This window comes from Lysobacter cavernae (assembly GCF_042648505.1).
Classification (GTDB): Bacteria; Pseudomonadota; Gammaproteobacteria; order Xanthomonadales; family Xanthomonadaceae; genus Lysobacter_L; species Lysobacter_L cavernae.
The window spans coordinates 253,049-271,054 of sequence record NZ_JBHRXK010000004.1; the positions used below are offsets into that span (position 1 = coordinate 253,049).

15 protein-coding genes are annotated in these 18,006 nt (G+C 70.0%); all 15 read left to right on the forward strand.

What is annotated here, in order from left to right; all coding sequences use genetic code 11:
* Positions 1-132 precede the first annotated feature (132 nt).
* The 15 genes from purL to ACFOLC_RS10950 all read left to right on the forward strand — a co-directional run bounded on the left by purL (position 133) and on the right by ACFOLC_RS10950 (position 17,468).
* Positions 133-4,101 carry a phosphoribosylformylglycinamidine synthase gene (purL, locus tag ACFOLC_RS10880; protein ID WP_386759272.1) on the forward strand — a complete coding sequence of 1,323 codons (3,969 nt, stop codon included), beginning with the start codon at positions 133-135 and terminating at the stop codon, positions 4,099-4,101.
* A gap of 85 nt (positions 4,102-4,186) precedes the next feature.
* Positions 4,187-5,905, forward strand: coding sequence for a type II secretion system ATPase GspE (gspE, locus tag ACFOLC_RS10885; protein WP_386759419.1), 1,719 nt, complete (start codon positions 4,187-4,189; stop codon positions 5,903-5,905).
* Positions 5,906-5,977: 72 nt separating this feature from the next.
* On the forward strand, positions 5,978-6,289 hold the full coding sequence (locus ACFOLC_RS10890; protein WP_386759273.1) for a GIY-YIG nuclease family protein: 312 nt from the start codon (positions 5,978-5,980) through the stop codon (positions 6,287-6,289).
* Between the two features lie 51 nt (positions 6,290-6,340).
* Positions 6,341-7,558, forward strand: a complete 1,218-nt coding sequence (gene xpsF / locus ACFOLC_RS10895; protein WP_386759274.1) for a type II secretion system protein XpsF — start codon at positions 6,341-6,343, stop codon at positions 7,556-7,558.
* 371 nt (positions 7,559-7,929) lie between these two features.
* Entirely contained in the window at positions 7,930-8,364 is a 435-nt protein-coding gene (gene gspG / locus ACFOLC_RS10900) for a type II secretion system major pseudopilin GspG (RefSeq protein ID WP_386759275.1), read from the forward strand.
* Positions 8,365-8,382: 18 nt separating this feature from the next.
* Complete coding sequence (xpsH, locus tag ACFOLC_RS10905; RefSeq protein ID WP_386759276.1) at positions 8,383-8,853, forward strand: type II secretion system protein XpsH; 471 nt, start codon at positions 8,383-8,385, stop codon at positions 8,851-8,853.
* Positions 8,850-9,296, forward strand: coding sequence for a type II secretion system protein XpsI (gene xpsI / locus ACFOLC_RS10910; RefSeq protein ID WP_386759277.1), 447 nt, complete (start codon positions 8,850-8,852; stop codon positions 9,294-9,296). The genes xpsH and xpsI overlap by 4 nt, the downstream gene beginning before the upstream one ends.
* Positions 9,293-9,994 carry a prepilin-type N-terminal cleavage/methylation domain-containing protein gene (locus ACFOLC_RS10915; protein ID WP_386759278.1) on the forward strand — a complete coding sequence of 234 codons (702 nt, stop codon included), beginning with the start codon at positions 9,293-9,295 and terminating at the stop codon, positions 9,992-9,994. The genes xpsI and ACFOLC_RS10915 overlap by 4 nt, the downstream gene beginning before the upstream one ends.
* Complete coding sequence (locus tag ACFOLC_RS10920; RefSeq protein ID WP_386759279.1) at positions 9,991-10,881, forward strand: type II secretion system minor pseudopilin; 891 nt, start codon at positions 9,991-9,993, stop codon at positions 10,879-10,881. Before ACFOLC_RS10915 ends, ACFOLC_RS10920 begins: the two co-directional genes overlap by 4 nt.
* Positions 10,878-12,068, forward strand: coding sequence for a PilN domain-containing protein (locus ACFOLC_RS10925; RefSeq protein ID WP_386759280.1), 1,191 nt, complete (start codon positions 10,878-10,880; stop codon positions 12,066-12,068). The genes ACFOLC_RS10920 and ACFOLC_RS10925 overlap by 4 nt, the downstream gene beginning before the upstream one ends.
* Entirely contained in the window at positions 12,058-12,696 is a 639-nt protein-coding gene (gene gspM, locus ACFOLC_RS10930; protein ID WP_386759281.1) for a type II secretion system protein GspM, read from the forward strand. Before ACFOLC_RS10925 ends, gspM begins: the two co-directional genes overlap by 11 nt.
* Complete coding sequence (locus ACFOLC_RS10935; protein ID WP_386759282.1) at positions 12,686-13,504, forward strand: hypothetical protein; 819 nt, start codon at positions 12,686-12,688, stop codon at positions 13,502-13,504. Before gspM ends, ACFOLC_RS10935 begins: the two co-directional genes overlap by 11 nt.
* 10 nt (positions 13,505-13,514) lie before the next feature.
* Positions 13,515-15,758, forward strand: coding sequence for a type II secretion system secretin GspD (gspD, locus tag ACFOLC_RS10940; protein WP_386759283.1), 2,244 nt, complete (start codon positions 13,515-13,517; stop codon positions 15,756-15,758).
* 2 nt (positions 15,759-15,760) lie between these two features.
* Positions 15,761-16,597 (forward strand): glycosyltransferase family 2 protein, encoded by an 837-nt coding sequence (locus ACFOLC_RS10945; RefSeq protein WP_386759284.1) that lies wholly within the window; start codon positions 15,761-15,763, stop codon positions 16,595-16,597.
* Positions 16,581-17,468, forward strand: a complete 888-nt coding sequence (locus tag ACFOLC_RS10950; protein WP_386759285.1) for a glycosyltransferase family 2 protein — start codon at positions 16,581-16,583, stop codon at positions 17,466-17,468. The genes ACFOLC_RS10945 and ACFOLC_RS10950 overlap by 17 nt, the downstream gene beginning before the upstream one ends.
* Positions 17,469-18,006: the final 538 nt, after the last annotated feature.

Here is an 18,006-nt window from a genome sequence, read left to right on the forward strand (position 1 = left end):
CTCGGTCGCCTGCCATGCCGCCGCCGACCGCCGCCTCCGGGCGGCGGTCGCACATGCGGTTGTGCTCATGACGGGCGTGGGTGCGGGCGCTTGGTTACAATGGCGGGCCCGACGTAGCACGGTTCCCCGGACATGATGGTCCTCGAGGGCGCATCCGCCCTGTCGCCGTTCCGCCGCGAGCGGCTCCAAGCCCGCCTGCAAGCCCTCCATCCGTCCGTGCGCCTCCTCGGCGCCTGGCCTGTCTACTGGGTTGAGCCCGAAGCGGCCGGCCCGACACCCGATGCCCCGACCCTGGGCCGCATCCTGCAGGCACAGGCCGAGCCGGCACCGCGCGAGGCCGGGGCAGTTTCGCGCTACGTCACCCCACGCCTGGGCACGCTGTCGCCGTGGGCGAGCAAGGCCACCGAGTTGCTGCGCGGCGCCGGGCAACCGGTCAAGCGCGTCGAGCGTGGCACCCGCTTCGACTTGAGCGGCTGGCCGAGCGATGCGCTCACGCAGGGCGCACTGGCCAAAGCGCTGCACGACCCGATGACGCAGTCGCTGCTGGAATCGCGCGACGACGCGGCCGCGTTGTTCGCGGTGCCGGCGCGCGGCGAGCTCGAGCGCATCGCCCTGGCCGATCTCGAGGCCGCCAACGGCCGCCTCGGCCTGGCCTTGGCCGACGACGAGATCGCCTACCTGCGCGAGCGTTACGCCGCCCTCGGCCGCGAGCCGTCGGACATCGAACTGATGATGTTCGCGCAGGCCAACTCCGAGCACTGCCGGCACAAGATATTCAACGCCTCGTGGACCCTCGACGGCCGGGATCAGCTTGTTAACGGCGCGCCACAGTCGCTGTTCAAGATGATCAAGCACACCCACGCCACCACGCCCGAGCACACCCTGTCGGCGTACAGCGACAACGCCGCGGTGGTCGAGGGCTACGCCAGCCGGCGCTTCCGCCCGGACCCGGCCACGCGCGCGTACCGCGCCGAGGCGCAGGTCGATTCGGCGTTCTGCATCAAGGTCGAGACCCACAACCACCCGACCGCGATCGCGCCGTTCCCGGGTGCATCCACCGGCAACGGCGGCGAGATCCGCGACGAGGGCGCGACCGGCCGTGGCGGCAAGCCCAAGGCGGGCTTGTCCGGCTTCAGCGTCTCGCACCTGCGCATTCCGACGCTGCCGCAGCCATGGGAGGCGTCGCGCACGCTCAACCCGCGCATGGCGCCGGCGCTGGAGATCATGCTCGACGGCCCGATCGGCGCGGCCGCGTTCAACAACGAATTCGGCCGGCCCAACCTGGTCGGTTACTTCCGCAGCTTCGAGCTGGACGAAGGCAGCGCCCCCAATGCAGCGCTGGCACGCGCCTACGACAAGCCGATCATGCTCGCCGGCGGCCTCGGCGCGATCGATCGCGTGCAGGTCGACAAGCTCGGCCTCAAGCCCGGTTACGCGGTGATCGTGCTCGGCGGCCCGGCGATGCTGATCGGCCTCGGCGGCGGCGCCGCCAGCTCGGTCGCCTCCGGCGACAGCCATGAAGACCTCGATTTCGCCAGCGTGCAGCGCGACAACCCGGAGATGGAGCGCCGCTGCCAGGAAGTGATCGACCGCTGTGTCGCGCTCGGCGAAAACAACCCGATCGCCAGCGCCCACGACGTCGGCGCCGGCGGCCTGTCCAATGCGATCCCGGAACTGCTGCACGACTCCGGCCTCGGCGGCGTGATCGACCTGGCGCAGGTGCCGAGCGACGACCCGTCGCTGTCGCCGATGCAGCTGTGGTGCAACGAATCGCAGGAGCGCTACGTGCTCGGCCTGCCGGCCGACCGCGTCGACGAGTTCGCCGACATCTGCAAGCGCGAGCGCTGCCCGTTCGCGGTGGTCGGCTATGCCACGGCGGAGGAGCACTTGGTCGTCGGCTACGGCGCGACCGTGGCCAACGCGCGTGAGCCCGGCCGCGACTGGTCGATCGACCTGCCTATGGACGTGCTGTTCGGCAAGCCGCCGAAGATGCACCGCGATGCCGTGCGCCCGCCGCCGGCGCCGTGGCCGGTACTGCAGTGGGAAGGGCTGGACCTGCATGCGGCCGCGCTGCGCGTGCTGGCGCACCCGACCGTCGCGGCCAAGAACTTCCTGGTCACCATCGGCGACCGCAGCGTCGGCGGCCTGACCGCGCGCGACCAGATGGTCGGGCCGTGGCAGCTGCCGCTGGCCGACTGCGCGATCACGCTGTCGGGCTTCGACGGTTTCGTCGGCGAGGCGATGGCGATCGGCGAACGCACGCCGCTGGCGCTGCTCGATTCCGCCGCCGCTGCACGCATGGCGGTGGGCGAGGCGATCACCAACCTGTGCGCCGCGCCGGTCGAGTCGCTCAACCGCATCAAGCTGTCGGCCAACTGGATGGCCGCCGCCGGCCACCCGGGCGAGGACGCATTGTTGTTCGACGCGGTCAAGGCGGTCGGTCTGCAACTGTGCCCGGAGCTGGAGTTGTCGATTCCGGTCGGCAAGGACTCTCTGTCGATGCAGGCGCAGTGGCAGCACGCCGATGAAAGCGGGAACGTCGCCGCGCACAAGTCGGTGTCGCCGGTGTCGCTGATCGTCACTGCGTTCGCGCCGGTGGTCGACGTGCGCCAGCAGCTGACGCCGTTGCTCGCGCGCGAGGAAGAGTCGGAGCTGTGGCTGATCGGGCTCGGTGCCGGCAAGCAACGCCTCGGCGGCTCGGTGCTGGCGCAATGCCATCCTCATGCCGTCGAACCGGTCGCCAACGAGGGCGCGGCGTTGCCGGCTTTCGCCGGCCCGCTCGGCGTGCCCGACCTCGACGATCCGCAGCGTCTGCGCGACTTCTTCGAGTTGATCCGCGACGCGCGCGAAATGAACCTGCTGCAGGCCTATCACGACCGGTCCGACGGCGGCGCGTTCGCGGCGCTGTGCGAAATGGCGTTCTGCTCGCGCCTGGGCCTGGACATCAATCTTGACGGTTGGGGCGACGACCCGTTCCGAACCCTGTTCAACGAGGAACTGGGCGCGATCGTGCAGGTGACCGTCGAGGACCGTGCCGAATTCGCCGACCTGGTCGCACGCCATGGCCTGATCGACTGCGCGCAGCGCATCGCCAGGCCGACCACCGCGCCGGCGATCCGCGTGCGCGAGGACGGCAAGACCCTGGTCGAGTGGCGTTGGGATGAATTGTTCGACGCCTGGTGGTCAACCAGCCACGCGCTGCAGAAGCTGCGTGACAACCCGGAGTGCGCCGACGAAGAGCGTCTGGTCGCGCGCGATTTCAATGCGCCCGGCCTGAAGCCGAAGCTGACGTTCGATGCGGCCGAGGACATAGCGGCACCGTTCGTCCACACCGGCGCACGGCCGAAGGTGGCGATCCTGCGCGAGCAGGGCGTCAACGGCCAGATCGAGATGGCGACGGCGTTCGACCGCGCCGGCTTCGAGGCCTTCGACGTGCACATGAGCGACCTGATCAGCGGTCGCGTCGCGCTCGACCAGTTCAAGGGCTTCGCCGCCTGCGGCGGCTTCAGCTACGGCGACGTGCTCGGTGCCGGCCGTGGCTGGGCGACCTCGGTGCTGGAGCGCAGCGCCTTGCGCGATGCTTTCGCCGAGTTCTTCGCGCGACAGGACAGCTTCGCCCTGGGTGTCTGCAACGGCTGCCAGATGCTGTCCCAGCTCAAGCCGATTATCCCCGGCGCGACGCACTGGCCGAAGTTCCTGCGCAACCGCAGCGAGCAGTTCGAGGCGCGCCTGGGCCTGCTGGAAGTGGTGGAGTCGCCGTCGCTGTTTTTCCGCGGCATGGCCGGCTCGCGCCTGCCGGTGTCGGTCGCGCACGGCGAAGGCCGGGCCGAGTTCGACAGCACGCTCGATCAGACCGCCGCGCACGTCGCGCTGCGCTACATCGACGGCCACGGCGCGGTCGCGACCGGCTACCCGCTCAACCCGAACGGCTCGCCCGACGGCATCACCGGCCTGACCACCGACGACGGCCGCGTCACCATCCTGATGCCGCACCCGGAGCGCACCCTGCGCAGCGCCAACCTGAGCTGGGCGCCGCGCGAATGGGGCGAGGATTCGCCGTGGCTGCGGATGTTCCGCAACGCGCGGGTTTTCGTTGGCTGAAGCTGGGCGCGCACCGCATCGGGACCGCCATCCGACCTGATACAGTCAAGCGCTCACGGCTCTGGAGGGCGACGTGAACGCAGTGATGAATCCCAGCGACACGGACGCCGGCAACACCGGCGTCGATGTGCGCATCGTCGAGGCCTTGCTGGCCAAGGGGCGGCTCAAGGAGGCCGACCTCGCCCGTGCGCGCCGCCTGCAGGAGGAGACCGGTGGCAGCCTGCTGGCGTTGCTGGCACGGCTGGGCCTGGTGTCCGAGCGTGACCATGCCGAGACCGTGGCTGCGGCGCTCGACCTGCCGCTGGTCAGCGTCAAGGACGCGCCCGAGTTGCCGCCGGAAGGCGTGGCGCTGACGCCGAAGTTCATGAAACAGTTCGCGGTCTGCCCGCTTGCCGAAAGCGACACCGCGGTCGATGTGCTGATGGCCGACCCGCAGGACGCCTACACCCTCGACGCGCTGCGCCTGGCGACCGGGCGCGAAGTGCGGCCGGTGGTGGCGTTGCGCTCGGAGATCGGCGACCTGATCGAGCGCTGGTACGGCCAGGGCCGCAGCGCGATGGGCGCCATTGTCGAGACCGCCGAGGGCGAGGGCAGCGGCGGCGACCTCGACGACGTCGAGCACCTGCGCGACCTCGCCTCGGAAGCGCCGGTGATCCGCCTGGTCAACCTGGTGATCCAGCGCGCGGTCGAGTTGCGCGCTTCCGACATCCACATCGAGCCGTTCGAGAACCGGCTGAAGGTGCGCTACCGCGTCGACGGCGTGCTCGCCGAAGGCGAAAGCCCGCCGGCCAACCTGACCGCCGCCGTGATCAGCCGCATCAAGATCATGGCCAAGCTCAACATCGCCGAGCGCCGCCTGCCACAGGACGGCCGCATCATGCTGCGCGTGCAGGGCAAGGAGCTGGACCTGCGCGTGAGCACGGTGCCGACCGCGCACGGCGAGAGCGTGGTGATGCGTCTGCTCGACCGCGAGACGGTGGTGTTCGACTTCCACCGGCTCGGCTTCACCGACCACTTCCTGCCGCAGTTCCAGAAAGTGCTCGACCAGCCGCACGGCATCTTGCTGGTGACCGGCCCGACCGGCTCGGGCAAGACCACCACGCTGTACACCGCGCTGAGCAAGCTCAACACGCCCGACGTCAAGATCATCACCGTCGAGGACCCGGTCGAGTACCAGATCGAAGGCATCAACCAGATCCAGGCCAAGCCGCAGATCGGCCTGGATTTCGCCCATGCACTGAGGTCCATCGTCCGCCAGGACCCGGACATCATCATGATCGGCGAGATGCGCGATCTGGAGACCTGCCGCATCGCGATCCAGTCGGCGCTGACCGGTCACCTGGTGCTGTCGACGCTGCACACCAACAACGCCGCCGGCGGCATCACCCGCCTGCTCGACATGGGCGTGGAGGACTACCTGCTGACCTCGACGATCAACGGCATCCTCGCCCAGCGCCTGGTGCGCCGGCTGGAGCCGACCCACGCCGAGCGCTACCCGGCTTCGCCGGAAGAGATCGACAAGTTCAGCCTGCGCCGTTACCAGCCGCAGGGCGAGATCCACCTGTACCGCCCGCGCGGCTCGGCGCTGGCGCCGACCGGCTACCACGGCCGCACCACGATCATGGAATTCCTGGTCATGAACGACGAACTGCGCCGCGCGGTGATGCGCCACGCCGGCATGGGCGAGATCGAGCAGATCGCGCGCGAGGCCGGCATGCGCACCATGTACGAAGATGGCATCGCCAAGGCGCTGACCGGGCTGACCACGATCGAGGAGGTGTTGCGGGTGACGGAGGACGCGTAGCTGGCTCGTAAGACCCGATAACCCGTCATTCCCGCGAAGGCGGGAACCCAGCGACTTGGATTTCCATGGCCTATGGACAGGCAACCGACGGTTTACATGCTGGCGAGTCGTCGCAATGGCACGCTATACATCGGCGTGACCAGCGACGTTGTCGCCCGGATCTGGCAGCACCGGCAACATCTGGTTGCAGGCTTCACCCAGTCGCATGGCGTCACCTTGCTGGTCTGGTATGAGCAACACGAAACCATGGAAACGGCGATTGAGCGCGAGAAGAGACTCAAGAAATGGAATCGCGCATGGAAGATTCGGTTGATTGAAGAGATGAATCCGTATTGGAATGACTTGTGGCCGGATATGTGTGGCTGCAAAAGCGAAAGTCACTAGGTTCCCGCCTGCGCGGGAATGACGGTCATGAGCCATCCAGGCGGAGACTAGATGCCCCTCTACCACTACAAAGCCCTCAACACGCGCGGTGAAATGCTCGACGGCCAGATGGAAGCCGCCAGCAACGCCGAAGTGGTCGCGCGGCTGCAGGAGCAGGGGCATCTGCCGGTCGAGGCCAAGCTTGCCAGCGAGGGCGGCGGTACCTCGCTGTGGAAGGGCCTGTTCAAGCCCAAGCCGTTCGCCGGGGCGCGGCTGGTGCAGTTCACCCAGCAGCTGGCGACCCTGCTCGGTGCCGGCCAGCCGCTGGATCGTGCCTTGACCATCCTGCTGGAGTTGCCCGAGGACGAGACGGCTCGACGCACCATCGGCGACGTGCGCGATGCGGTGCGCGGCGGCAGTTCGTTGTCGGCGGCGCTGGAGCGCCAGCACGGCACGTTCTCGCGGTTGTACGTGAACATGGTGCGCGCCGGCGAGGCCGGCGGCAGCCTGCACGAGACCCTGGCGCGGCTGGCCGAATACCTGGAACGCTCGCGCGCGCTGCAGGGGCGCGTGATCAACGCGCTGATCTATCCGGCGATCCTGCTGGTGATGGTCGGCCTGAGCCTGTTGTTCCTGCTCGGCTACGTGGTGCCGCAGTTCGCCGCGATGTACGAAAGCCTCGACGCCGAGTTGCCCTTGTTCACGCAACTGGTGCTTGGTGTCGGCCTGTTCGTGCGCGACTGGTGGATCGTGCTGCTGGTGGTACCGGCGCTGGCGCTGTGGTGGTTCGATCGCAAGCGTCGCGACCCGGCGTTCCGCGAAGCGTTCGATGCCTGGCTGCTCAAGCGCAGGCTGGCCGGCGCGCTGGTGGCCAAGATCGAGACCGCGCGTTTGGCGCGCACGCTCGGCACGCTGGTGCGCAACGGCGTGCCGCTGATGACCGCGCTCGGCATCGGTCGCAACGTGCTTGGTAACCGCGTGCTCGCCGCCGACGTCGAAGCCGCCGCCAACGAGGTCAAGAACGGCGTAGCGCTGTCGACTGCGCTCGGTCGTGGCAAGCGCTTCCCGCGGCTGGCGCTGCAGATGATCCAGGTCGGCGAGGAGTCGGGTGCGCTCGACGCGATGCTGGTCAAGACCGCCGAGACGTTCGAGCAGGAGACCGCGCTGGCGCTGGACCGGATGCTGGCCGCGTTGGTGCCGGTGGTGACGGTGGTGCTGGCCGGCGTGGTCGGCATCGTCGTGCTGGCGGTGCTGACGCCGCTGTACGATCTGACCAATGCGATTGGGTGAGGCGCGACCGTTTGCGCGGCATGCCGCGCGGTCGCGCCGAACGCCCGGCGCGCTGCGCCGGACCGGGGTTGCGAGGTGAGCGCGCAGCGCGAGCCCGCAACGGCCCACGAGGCGAAGCCGAGTGGACAGGCACCGTTTGCGCGGCATGCCGCGCGGTCGCGCCGAACGCCCGGCGCGTTGCGCCGGGCCGGGGTTGCGAGGTGAGCGCGCAGCGCGAGCCCGCAACGGCCCACGAGGCGAAGCCGAGTGGACAGGCACCGAGCGGTGCCGGAACACCGCGCGACCTCCAAGGAACTGAACGCCCGTCACCGCAGTCAGCCCATCGGCCATCGAATTCAGGTAAACATTCCCTTTTGCAAAGGACCCGTCCCATGCGTAACCGTCGTTCCCTCACCCGTTCCCCCGCCGGTGCACTACAGCGCGGCATGAGCCTGATCGAGATCATCATCGTGATCGTGCTGATCGGCGCGGTGCTGGCCTTCGTCGGCAGCCGCGTGCTCGGCGGCAAGGACCGCGGCGACTACAACATCGCCAAGGCCCAGGTGCAGACGCTGGCCGGCAAGGTCGAATCGTTCCAGATGGACACCGGGCGCCTGCCGAGCGCGCTCGACGAGCTGGTGACCCAGCCCGGCGACACCAGTGGCTGGCTCGGGCCGTACGCGAAGGCCGCCGAGCTCAAGGACCCGTGGGGGCATCCGATCGAGTACCGCGCTCCGGGCGAGAGCGGTCCGTTCGACCTGGTGGTCCTCGGCAAGGACGGCAAGGTCGGCGGCACCAGCGTCGACGCCGACATCAAGTACGAGTAAGCCGGGCGGCGATCGGCCATGCAGCCTGCGCGCATGCGGCACCGGATCGGCGGCGCATCGTTGCTGGAGATGCTGCTGGTGATCGCCTTGGTCGCCGCGATCAGCGTGCTCGCTGCCGCGGCGCTCAGTGGCGGCTTCCGCGGTATCCAGTTGCGCGCCAATGCCAAGGAAATCGCCGCGCAGCTGCGCTACACCCGCACCCAGGCGATCGCGAGCGGCCGGCCGCAACGCTTCACCCTCGACCCGGCGGCCCATGCCTGGACCGCGGCGAACGGGCGCAGGGGCGAGATCCCGGCGGCGCTGCGGGTGAGCTTCACCGGTGCGCGCGAGGTGCAGCCGCGACGCGGCGAAGGCGCCATCGTGTTCTTCGCCGACGGTGCCAGCACCGGTGGCCGCATCCAGCTCAGCGCCCAGCGCGCGGCCTGGAACGTCGATGTCGCCTGGCTGACCGGTGAGATCCGGCTGCGTCGTGTCGAGGCCACGCGATGAGCCGGCCGGAGTCCCGGTCGCGACGTCGTCAGCGCGGCTACACGCTGCTCGAGGTGATCGTCGCGTTCGCCCTGCTCGCGCTCGGGTTGACCCTGCTGTTGGGCACGCTGTCGGGTGCGGCACGGCAGGTGCGCTGGTCGGGCGATGCCGGGCGCGCGGCGTTGTACGCGCAATCCTTGATGGCGCAGGTCGGTGTCGGCGAGTCGCTGGCGGCCGGGCAGCGCAGCGGCGAGTTCGAGCAGGGCCGCTACCGCTGGAGCCTGGGCGTGGCGCCGTGGACGGACCGCGTGGCCGCCGCGACGCAGCAGCCGGTCGGCCTCGCCGAGCCGCGTCTGTTCGAGATCACCCTGGCGGTGGAGTGGGGCGACGGCAACTCCGGTCAGCGCCTGCGCCTGCGCACGCTGCGCAGCGCCGCGGCCGGCAGCGAGGCGGTGCTGCCATGAGCCGCAACGCGCGCGGCGGTGCGGCGATCCATCGGTCTGGCGGCCGTGGCGGCAACGCGCGTGGCTTCACCCTGGTCGAGGTGCTGCTGGCCACGGTGCTGCTGGCGGCGGGCCTGGCCCTGGCCTTCGCCAGCCTCGGCGCGGCCAGCAAGACCGCGGCGCGCGGCGAGGCGATGGCGCAGCGCGGTGAACGCGAGCGCGCCGTCGAGGGCTTCCTGCGCAAGCGTCTGGCGGCGACACGGCCGGTGCCGTTCGCCTTCGATACGACCAGCAATCTGCCGCAACGCTTCATCGGCGAGCCCGAACGCCTGCGTTTTGTCGCCGACCTGCCCGATTACCTCGGGCGCGGCGGTCCTTACCTGCACGACCTGGCCGTCGAGGACGACGGCGACGGCGTGCGCCTGACCCTGGTGCTGGCGATGGTGCTGGCCGGGGAAGTCGTCGAGGAGCGCGAGCCGCGTCCGCCGGAGCACCTGGTCGACGGGCTGCGCGAGGCGCGTTTCCGTTACCGCACGCTCGACGAGAGCGGTGCGCTTGGCGACTGGCAGGAGCGCTGGGAGGCGGTCGACCGCTTGCCGCTGTTGGTCGAGGTGACGCTGACCGACCGCGACGGCCGCCACTGGCCGCCGCTGGTGGTGGCGCTGCCGCTGGCCGGCAACGCACCCGGCGGCGTGATCGGCCCGGTGCTCACGCAATGAGCCGGTCTGCTGCCCTCGGCCAACGCGGCGCCGCGCTGTTGCTGGTGCTGTGGCTGATCGTGCTGATGACCGCCCTGGTCGGCGGTTTCGCCCTGGCGGCGCGGGTCGAGAACCTGCAGGCGCGGGTGCTGGTGCGCGGCCTGGTCGCCAGCAACGCGGCGCGGGCGGGGCTCGAGTACGCGCTGACCCGGGTGGCGTTGTCCGACCCGCAACTGCAGTGGCGCCCCGACGGCCGCAGCTATCACTGGCGCTACGACGGCGCAGAGGTCGAGGTGAGCCTGATCGACGAGAACGGCAAGGTCGATCTCAACCAGGCCGATCTGCCGCTGTTGACCCAGCTGGTGCAGGGCAGCGGTGTCGAGCCGTCGCAGGCGGCGCGGCTGGCGGCGGCGATCGTCGACTGGCGTGACCCCGACACCCTGACCCAGCCCGCCGGCGGCGGCGAGGATGCGGACTACGCCTCCGCCGGGCTGCCTTACGGTGCCAAGGACGCCGAGTTCGAAAGCGTGGCCGAGCTTGAGCAGGTGCTCGGCTTCACCCCGGCCCTGTATGCGCGGCTCGAGCCGCACCTGACCGTGTACAGCGGCCGCGCCCGCCCGGATCCGACGTTCGCTTCGGCACCGGTGCTGGACGCATTGGGGATGAACGGCGACGAGGTCATCGCGCAACGGCGCGGCGCCGGAGCGGGCGCGCCATCACAGGCCGGCGCACCGGAATGGGCCGGCATGGCCGGGGAAAGCAGTGGCACCTATAGTATCGACAGCCGTGCACGGCTATCGGATGGCCGCGAGTCGTTGCTGCGGGTGGTGGTGCGGGTCGGCGGCAATGCCGTGCCGGGCACGGCCTACACGCCGCTGCGTTGGGAGGAGGGAGCTTCACCACGATGAATTCGCCAAGCGACAGCCAGCCGGCAGGCCTGGCGCAGGACCGGCTGCGGCGTCTGGGCGCGCGGCTGGCGCCGGGGGCGGGCGGCTTCCTGCGCTGGTGGGGCCACCACCTGGCCGCGTGGCTGCCGCTGCGCGTGCGCCGGGTGCTCGGCCTTGATCGCGGCCGCCTGCTGCTGCAACTGGAAGGCGAGACATTGCAGTTGCGCCTGCAACATGGCGGCGATGTGCGCGACCTCGGCTCGGTGCCCGCTCCGGCTACCGCCGCGTCCGATGCGATTGCGGTCGTTGACCCGTTGGCGTCGTTGCTGCCGCCGCGCCTGCTCGACCTGCCGCGCTGGTTGCTGTTGCCGACGGCGAGCAGCCTGCGCCGGCGTCTGGTGCTGCCGGCCGCGGCGGCCGAACGCTTGCGCGACGTGGTCGGTTTCGAGATCGACCGGCAGACCCCGTTCACCGCCGAGGCGGTGGCCTTCGATGCGCGCGTGCTGGCGCGTCGCGACAGCGACGGCCAGCTCGATGCCGAGCTGGTCGCGGTGCCGCGCCAGGTGCTGGACCCGCAATGGGCGGCACTGGGGCCGCTGGCGACGACCCTGGCCGGGGTCGACGTCGCCGCCAATGACGGCGCGCCGCTCGGCGTCAACCTGCTGCCGCCGGCGCAGCGACGCCGCCACGGCGACCCGTTGCGTTACTGGAACCTGGCCCTGGCCGCGATCGCGCTGATCGCCGTGGTCGCCACGCTGTGGCAGTTGCTCGGCAACCGCCGCGCCGCCGCCGACGCACTGGAGCAGAACATCGCCAACAACGCCGCCGCGGCGCGCCGTGCCGCGGTGCAGCGGCAAGCGCTGGTCGATCTGATCGAGGGCCAGGCCTTCCTCGACCGCCTCCGCGCCGAGCGCCCGACCGCGGTCGAGGTGATCGACGAGCTCAGCCGCCGCCTGCCCGACAACACCTATCTGGAGAAGCTCGCGATCGAGGACAGCAGCGTGCTGCTGATCGGCCTCAGCCGCGAGGCGCCGTCGCTGATCCAGCGCCTGCAGGGCTCGCCGTTGTGGCGCTCGCCGGCGTTGACCGGGGCGTTGCAACCGGACCCGGGCAGCGGCCGCGACCGCTTCACCCTCACCGCCGAACTGGGGCCGGCGAAACCGGCAGCGGCGGCGCCGACGCGAGCGGGGGCCAGCGATGGCGAATGACCTGCGCACCTGGGCCGTCGGCCGCGAACGCTGGCTGGCCCTGGGCCTGCTGCTGGCGGTGCTGCTGCTGGGCTATTTCACCCTGATCCATCCGTGGTGGACGGTGCCGATGCTCGAGGCCAATGCGCGCATCGACGCCCTGCAGCAGCGCGAATTGCGCCAACGCATGCAACTGCGGCAGGCGCCGCTGGTCGAGCAGCGCCTGACGCAGGTGCGCGCGCAGTTGGCGCGCAGCCCGGGCTTCCTGTCCGAGGCCAGCGCCGAACTCGCCACCGCCGGTCTGGTGCAACGGCTCGAAGCCGTGGTCGCTCAGGCCAGCCCCGGCAATCGCAGCTGTGCGATCAGCAACCGCTCGCCATTGGCCGAGCCGCGCCGCGACCGTTACGCGCGCGTGGTCGTGCAGGTGCGCCTGCGTTGCGGCAGCGGCGAGCTTGCCAGCGTGTTGTACGCGCTCGAGGGCGGCACGCCGCGATTGTTCGTCGGCAACCTCAACGTGCTGTCCTCGCGCGGCTACTTCCTGCCCGGCAATGCACGCCCGAGCGGCGACGGCGGGCTCGATGTCAGCTTCGATCTCTACGGTTACCTGCGACCGGCTGCAGGCACGACGGAGGTGACGCGTGCGCCTTGACGATGCCGGCCCTCGCACCTGGTTGCTGGCCACGCTTGCCGGCTGGGCGCTGCTGGCGTGGCTGCTGGCCGTGGCCGGCATGGGCCGGCGCACCCAGGTGCTGGAACCCGACCCGTCGCTGCTCAAGCCGCTGCCGCAGGCCCGTGCAGTGGCGGCGGCACGGCTGAAGCCGCTGCCGCAGTACGACCAGATCGCAGCGCGGCCGCTGTTCACGCAGGACCGCCGGCCCAAACCGTTCTTCCTGCCCGGCCAGAGCGGAGATGAGAGCGGCGCGGCGGCATTCGATTATGTGCTGACCAGCGTGTTGATCGCGCCGAACCTGCGCATGGCGATCCTGCAGCCGGCCGACGGCAGCGAGTCGGTGCGGGTCAAGCTCGGCGAGGTGCCCGAGTCGCACCCGGCCTGGCGCCTGACCGCGCTGGATGCGCGCAGTGCCGTGTTCGAGGGACCGGAAGGGCGTCGCGAGATGGACCTGCGCGTGTTCGATGGCCAGGGCGGTCAGCCGCCGACGGCGTTGGCCGCGCCGGCGCGCGCGGGCACTGCGACGTCGGCGCCGATCGTTGCGCCGGGACAGCCGCCTGCGAACGCGCCAGCGCCACCCAAACCGACGGCGACGCGTCCGGCCACCGGCAATGCCAACGCGCCGGCGGCGGCGAACACGCCGCGGCCCGCGACCCCGGCTGAAACGGCCGACGACGCACCGCTCACCGAGCAGGCCCAGATGGAAGCGATCCGCAAGCGGATCGAAGCGCGTCGTGCGCAACTGCGGCAGCAGCAAGCTGCACAACCCCCGGCCAAGACGCCTTAGAGTGATCCGCATGAAGCCACATGCCCGTCAGTACGCCGCCCAGGCGATCGTGACCGCCACCATCGCCAGCCTGCTGGCGGCGTGCGCCACCGCACCGACCCCGAACGTGCGCCGCGACGGCAACCCCGCCGCGCTGCGCGGTACCGGCGGGGACAGCGGCACGGCCGATGCAGCCGCGGTGCAGGCGCAGCCCCTGCCGGAAACCACGACCGGCGGCGACGCGCGCCCGCAGATCCGCCGCGGCACCGGTCAGGTCATCAACCGCAGTGCCGCCTCGGCGCCGCCGCCGGGGCTGGGCGCCACTTCCGGCTCGGCCACCTTCAACTTCGAAGGCGAGTCGCTGCATGCGGTGGTCAAGGCGATCCTTGGCGACATGCTCGGCCAGAACTACGTGATCGCGCCGGGCGTGCAGGGCACGGTGACCCTGGCCACGCCCAAGCCGGTGAGCCCGGCCGAGGCGCTCAACCTGCTGGAAATGGTGCTGGGCTGGAGCAACGCGCGCCTGGTCTACAGCGGCGGCCGCTACAACATCGTGCCGGCCGACCAGGCCCTGACCAGCGGCGCCGTCGCACCGCGCACCGGCGGCGCGACCAACGCGCGCGGCTACGAAGTGCGCACGGTGCCGCTGCGCTACGTCTCGGCCACCGAGATGGAGAAGATCCTCAAGCCCTACGCGCGGCCCAACGCGATCGTCGACGTCAACAACGCGCGCAACGTCATCACCATCGGCGGCAGCCGCACCGAGCTCGAAAACTACCTGCGCACGATCGAGATCTTCGACGTCGACTGGCTGTCGGGCATGTCGGTCGGCGTGTTCCCGCTGCAGTCGGGCAAGGCCAGCAAGGTCGTCGCCGACCTGGAAAAGGTGTTCGGCGAGCAGAGCAAGTCGCCGGTCGCGGGCATGTTCCGCTTCATGCCGCTGGAGGGCGCCAACGCGGTGCTGGTGATCACGCCGCAGGCCAACTACCTCGACGACATCCAGCAGTGGCTGGACCGCATCGACAGCGCCGGTGGCAACGTGCAGCTGTTCTCCTACGAGCTCAAGTACATCAAGGCCAAGGACCTGGCCGACCGCCTGGCCGACGTGTTCGGCAGCGGCCGCGGTGGTGGCGGTGGCGACACCGGCGGTACGCCGTCGTTGATGCCGGGGCTGGAGTCGGTGGAGCTTCAGGACAGCGACAACGGCAGCGGCAGCACCGCCACGCTGGGCAATGACAAAGCCGGTGGCGATTACGGCAGCAGCAATGGCAGCGGTTCCGGCGGCTCGCTGTCGCTGGGGGCACGCCAAAGTGGCAACGCCGCGCTCACCCTCGAGGTCGATGGCGATCGCGTCGGTGTCTCGGCGGTCGAGGAAACCAACTCGTTGCTGGTGCGCAGCAGCCCGTCGGCATGGAAGTCGATCCGCGACGTAATCGACCGTCTGGACGTCATGCCGATGCAGGTGCATATCGAGGCGCAGGTGGTCGAAGTGCAACTGCAGGGCGACCTGCAGTACGGCGTGAACTGGTTCTTCGAGAAGGCGGTGACCGACGCCGGTTTCCCCGATACCTCGACCCACGGCAAGTGGAGCACGCTGGGCGCCAGCGTGCAGTCGGCCGCCGGCAACCCGGCCGGCGTGGCCTGGACCCTGCTGGGGAAAAACGCTGCCGCAGTGATCAGTGCGCTCGACCAGATCACCGACCTGCAACTGCTGCAGACGCCGTCGGTGATGGTGCGCAACAACGCCGAGGCCACGCTCAACGTCGGCAGCCGCATCCCGATCTCGTCGGTCACGTTCAACCCGAACGGCAGCAACGACAATACTTACAGTCAGGTGCAATACCTCGACACCGGCACCATCCTCAAGGTGCGCCCACGCGTAGCCAAGGACGGCATGGTGTTCCTCGACATCGTGCAGGAGGTCAGCACGCCAGGTACGGAAGAAGACCGCAACGGCAACGTTCGCATCGACAGCCGCAAGCTCAAGACCGAGGCGGCGGTGCAGAGCGGCGACACGGTGATGCTGGCCGGCCTGATCAGCGATGGCGTCACCCGCGGCTCGTCCGGTTTCCCGGGCTTGAGCCGGATTCCGGTGATCGGCGGTCTGTTCGGTACGCAAAGCTCCAAACAATCGCGCAACGAAGTGATCGTGCTGCTGACCCCGACCATCGTGCGCAACCCGCAGGAAGCGCGCGACCTCACCGACGAATACGGCCGCCGCTTCCGCGCGATGGAGCCGCTGCAGCGCAAACCGCGGAACCCCGGCCAGCAGTGACGGTGCCCGCCGCCTCGCCGGTCGTGGTGGTGCCGGTCGGCGCCGACGACGGCACGCTCGATGCCTGCCTGGCCGCGCTCGATGCCTGCACGCCGCCGGCCACGCCGGTGTGGCTGGCCGACGACGCCCAGGCCGGGCCGCGCGGCTACGCCATCATCGAACGCTGGATCGCACGCACCGCGCTCAAGGCCGACTACACCCGCCGTCAGCGCAGCGTCGGCGAGGTGGCGCACCTCGACGAGGTGCTGGCCGCCTGCGGCGAGGCCGACGTCGTCGTGCTCGCCGCAGACGCGATCCCGGCGCCGGGCTGGTTGCACCGGTTGGCGGGTTGTCTCGCCAGCGATGGCGCGATCGCCACCGCGACGCCGTGGAGCAACGCTGGCGAAGTCGCGGCCTGGCCGCGTATCGGCGAGATCGATCCGGTTCCCGACGACCTCGAGCGCCTGGCCCGCGCGGCCGCGCGCATGCCGGCACTGCATCCGGAGCTGCCCGCTGCGGTCGGCCACGCGGTGATGTTGCGTGGCAGCGCCCGTCGTCGCGCCGGTGGCCTCGATGCGGCCAGTTTCGGCTCCTGGTACGCGGCGCTGACTGACCTGTCGCTGCGCCTGGTCGGCCTGGGTTGGCGCAACGTGCTGTGCGACACCGCCTTCGTCGCGCGCCGTGGCGAAGGCGCGCCGTTCGAGGGCGACATGAACCGCCTCGCCGTGCGCTGGCCGGATTGGCACGCGCGCCTGGCCCATTACCTGATGCACGACCCGTTGCGTGCATCGCGCACGCAACTCGCCGCGCTGCTCGACAGCGTCGGCCCACCGGAACCGCAGCGTGACCTCTTTGTCTGACCCGCATGCCGCCGACCCGCATGGCGGCATCGTCGCGGTGGTGGTGACCTACCGCAGCGCCGCGACCATCGACGACTGCCTGCTGCGCCTGCGCGTGGGCGAGGGCGTGGCCGCGATCCGCGTCGTCGACAACGACTCCGACGACGGCACCCTGGAGATCGTGCAGCGCCATGCCACCGCCGATCCGCGCGTGCGCTTCATCGCCAACCCCGACAACCCCGGCTTCGCCGTGGCCTGCAACCAGGGCGCGGCCGATGCCGGCGATGCCGCGCCGTGGCTGGCCTTCGTCAATCCCGACTGCCTGGTCGAGGTGGACACCTTGTCGCGCCTGCGCGCGCTGGCCGCATCGCGCGGCGAGGCCCTGCTCGGCGCCGATCTGGTCGACGAGCACGGCGCGCGCGATGGCGCCGCGCGTCGCCGCGATCCGGACTTCGGCGCGATGCTGCGCGCTGCCTTGGGCAGCGCGTCGGCGCCGAAGCTGGAGTTGCCCATCGACGATGCCCAGGAGCTGCAACCGGTGCTGGCGGTTTCTGGCGCGCTGATGCTGATGCCGCGCGCACTGTTCGCGCGGATCGGCGGTTTCGACGAAGGCTATCGCCTGCACGCCGAGGACCTGGACCTGTGCCGCCGCGCGCGCACGGCAGGCGCATTCCTGGCCGTGGCCAATCGCGTGCGCGTGCTGCACGTGCGCGGGGTGTCGAGTCGCTCGCGCCCGCTGTTCGTCGAGTGGCACAAGCACCGCGGCCTGTGGCGCTACTTCCGCAAGTTCGAGGCACCGCAGCGCGGAGTGGCGACCTGCCTGGGGGTGTTTGCGGCGATCTGGCTGCGGTTTCCGTTGGCGGTGGGGCGGGCGTGGTTGCGAGCCCGGTAGCACTGATCTCAACTCTTAACCAGCAACTAACAGTCGTGGCCTGATCGCGGTCAGTCAGTCGTCATCCCCGCGAAGGCGGGGATCCATGGACGTTGCTTTTGCTTGGCTTGAATGCTTCAGGCACAGCTTCCGTCCGCTGCCGCGACCGGGTCACTTTCTCTTGCTAAGCCCAAGAGAAAGTAACCAAAGAGAAGGGCTTTCCTCGACAAATCAGCCCCACGACTGGAACGTTTGAGGGGATTTTCCGACTCGCCTTTGGCCTGTGGCCAAAGTCCGGCCCGCGCTTGCGGCGCGGGCGTTCGGTCGATGCGCGAGCCGATGGCTCGCAAGCGTGCATCGCCCTCACCCCTGGCTAGGTCGGAAAACGGCGCACATCCATGTGCGCCGCCCTTCGGGCCTGGATACGTGATCGGCTAATCGAGAGCTCAAAGCTCAAAGCTCAAAGCTCAAAGCTCAAAGCTCAAAGCTCAAGGCCAATCTATTTCCGGTCGTCCTGAGCGTAGGCGCGCAGCGCCGGAGTCGAAGGATGAACGGGGCG

Coding starts and splice junctions, on each gene's coding strand:
- xpsF (WP_386759274.1), top strand. CDS start 6,341: ATGCCCCTCTACCACTACAAAGCCCTCAACACGCGCGGTGAAATGCTC.
- ACFOLC_RS10890 (WP_386759273.1), top strand. CDS start 5,978: ATGGACAGGCAACCGACGGTTTACATGCTGGCGAGTCGTCGCAATGGC.
- gspE (WP_386759419.1), top strand. CDS start 4,187: ATGAATCCCAGCGACACGGACGCCGGCAACACCGGCGTCGATGTGCGC.
- ACFOLC_RS10920 (WP_386759279.1), top strand. CDS start 9,991: ATGAGCCGGTCTGCTGCCCTCGGCCAACGCGGCGCCGCGCTGTTGCTG.
- purL (WP_386759272.1), top strand. CDS start 133: ATGATGGTCCTCGAGGGCGCATCCGCCCTGTCGCCGTTCCGCCGCGAG.
- ACFOLC_RS10915 (WP_386759278.1), top strand. CDS start 9,293: ATGAGCCGCAACGCGCGCGGCGGTGCGGCGATCCATCGGTCTGGCGGC.
- xpsI (WP_386759277.1), top strand. CDS start 8,850: ATGAGCCGGCCGGAGTCCCGGTCGCGACGTCGTCAGCGCGGCTACACG.
- gspG (WP_386759275.1), top strand. CDS start 7,930: ATGCGTAACCGTCGTTCCCTCACCCGTTCCCCCGCCGGTGCACTACAG.
- ACFOLC_RS10925 (WP_386759280.1), top strand. CDS start 10,878: ATGAATTCGCCAAGCGACAGCCAGCCGGCAGGCCTGGCGCAGGACCGG.
- gspM (WP_386759281.1), top strand. CDS start 12,058: ATGGCGAATGACCTGCGCACCTGGGCCGTCGGCCGCGAACGCTGGCTG.
- xpsH (WP_386759276.1), top strand. CDS start 8,383: ATGCAGCCTGCGCGCATGCGGCACCGGATCGGCGGCGCATCGTTGCTG.
- gspD (WP_386759283.1), top strand. CDS start 13,515: ATGAAGCCACATGCCCGTCAGTACGCCGCCCAGGCGATCGTGACCGCC.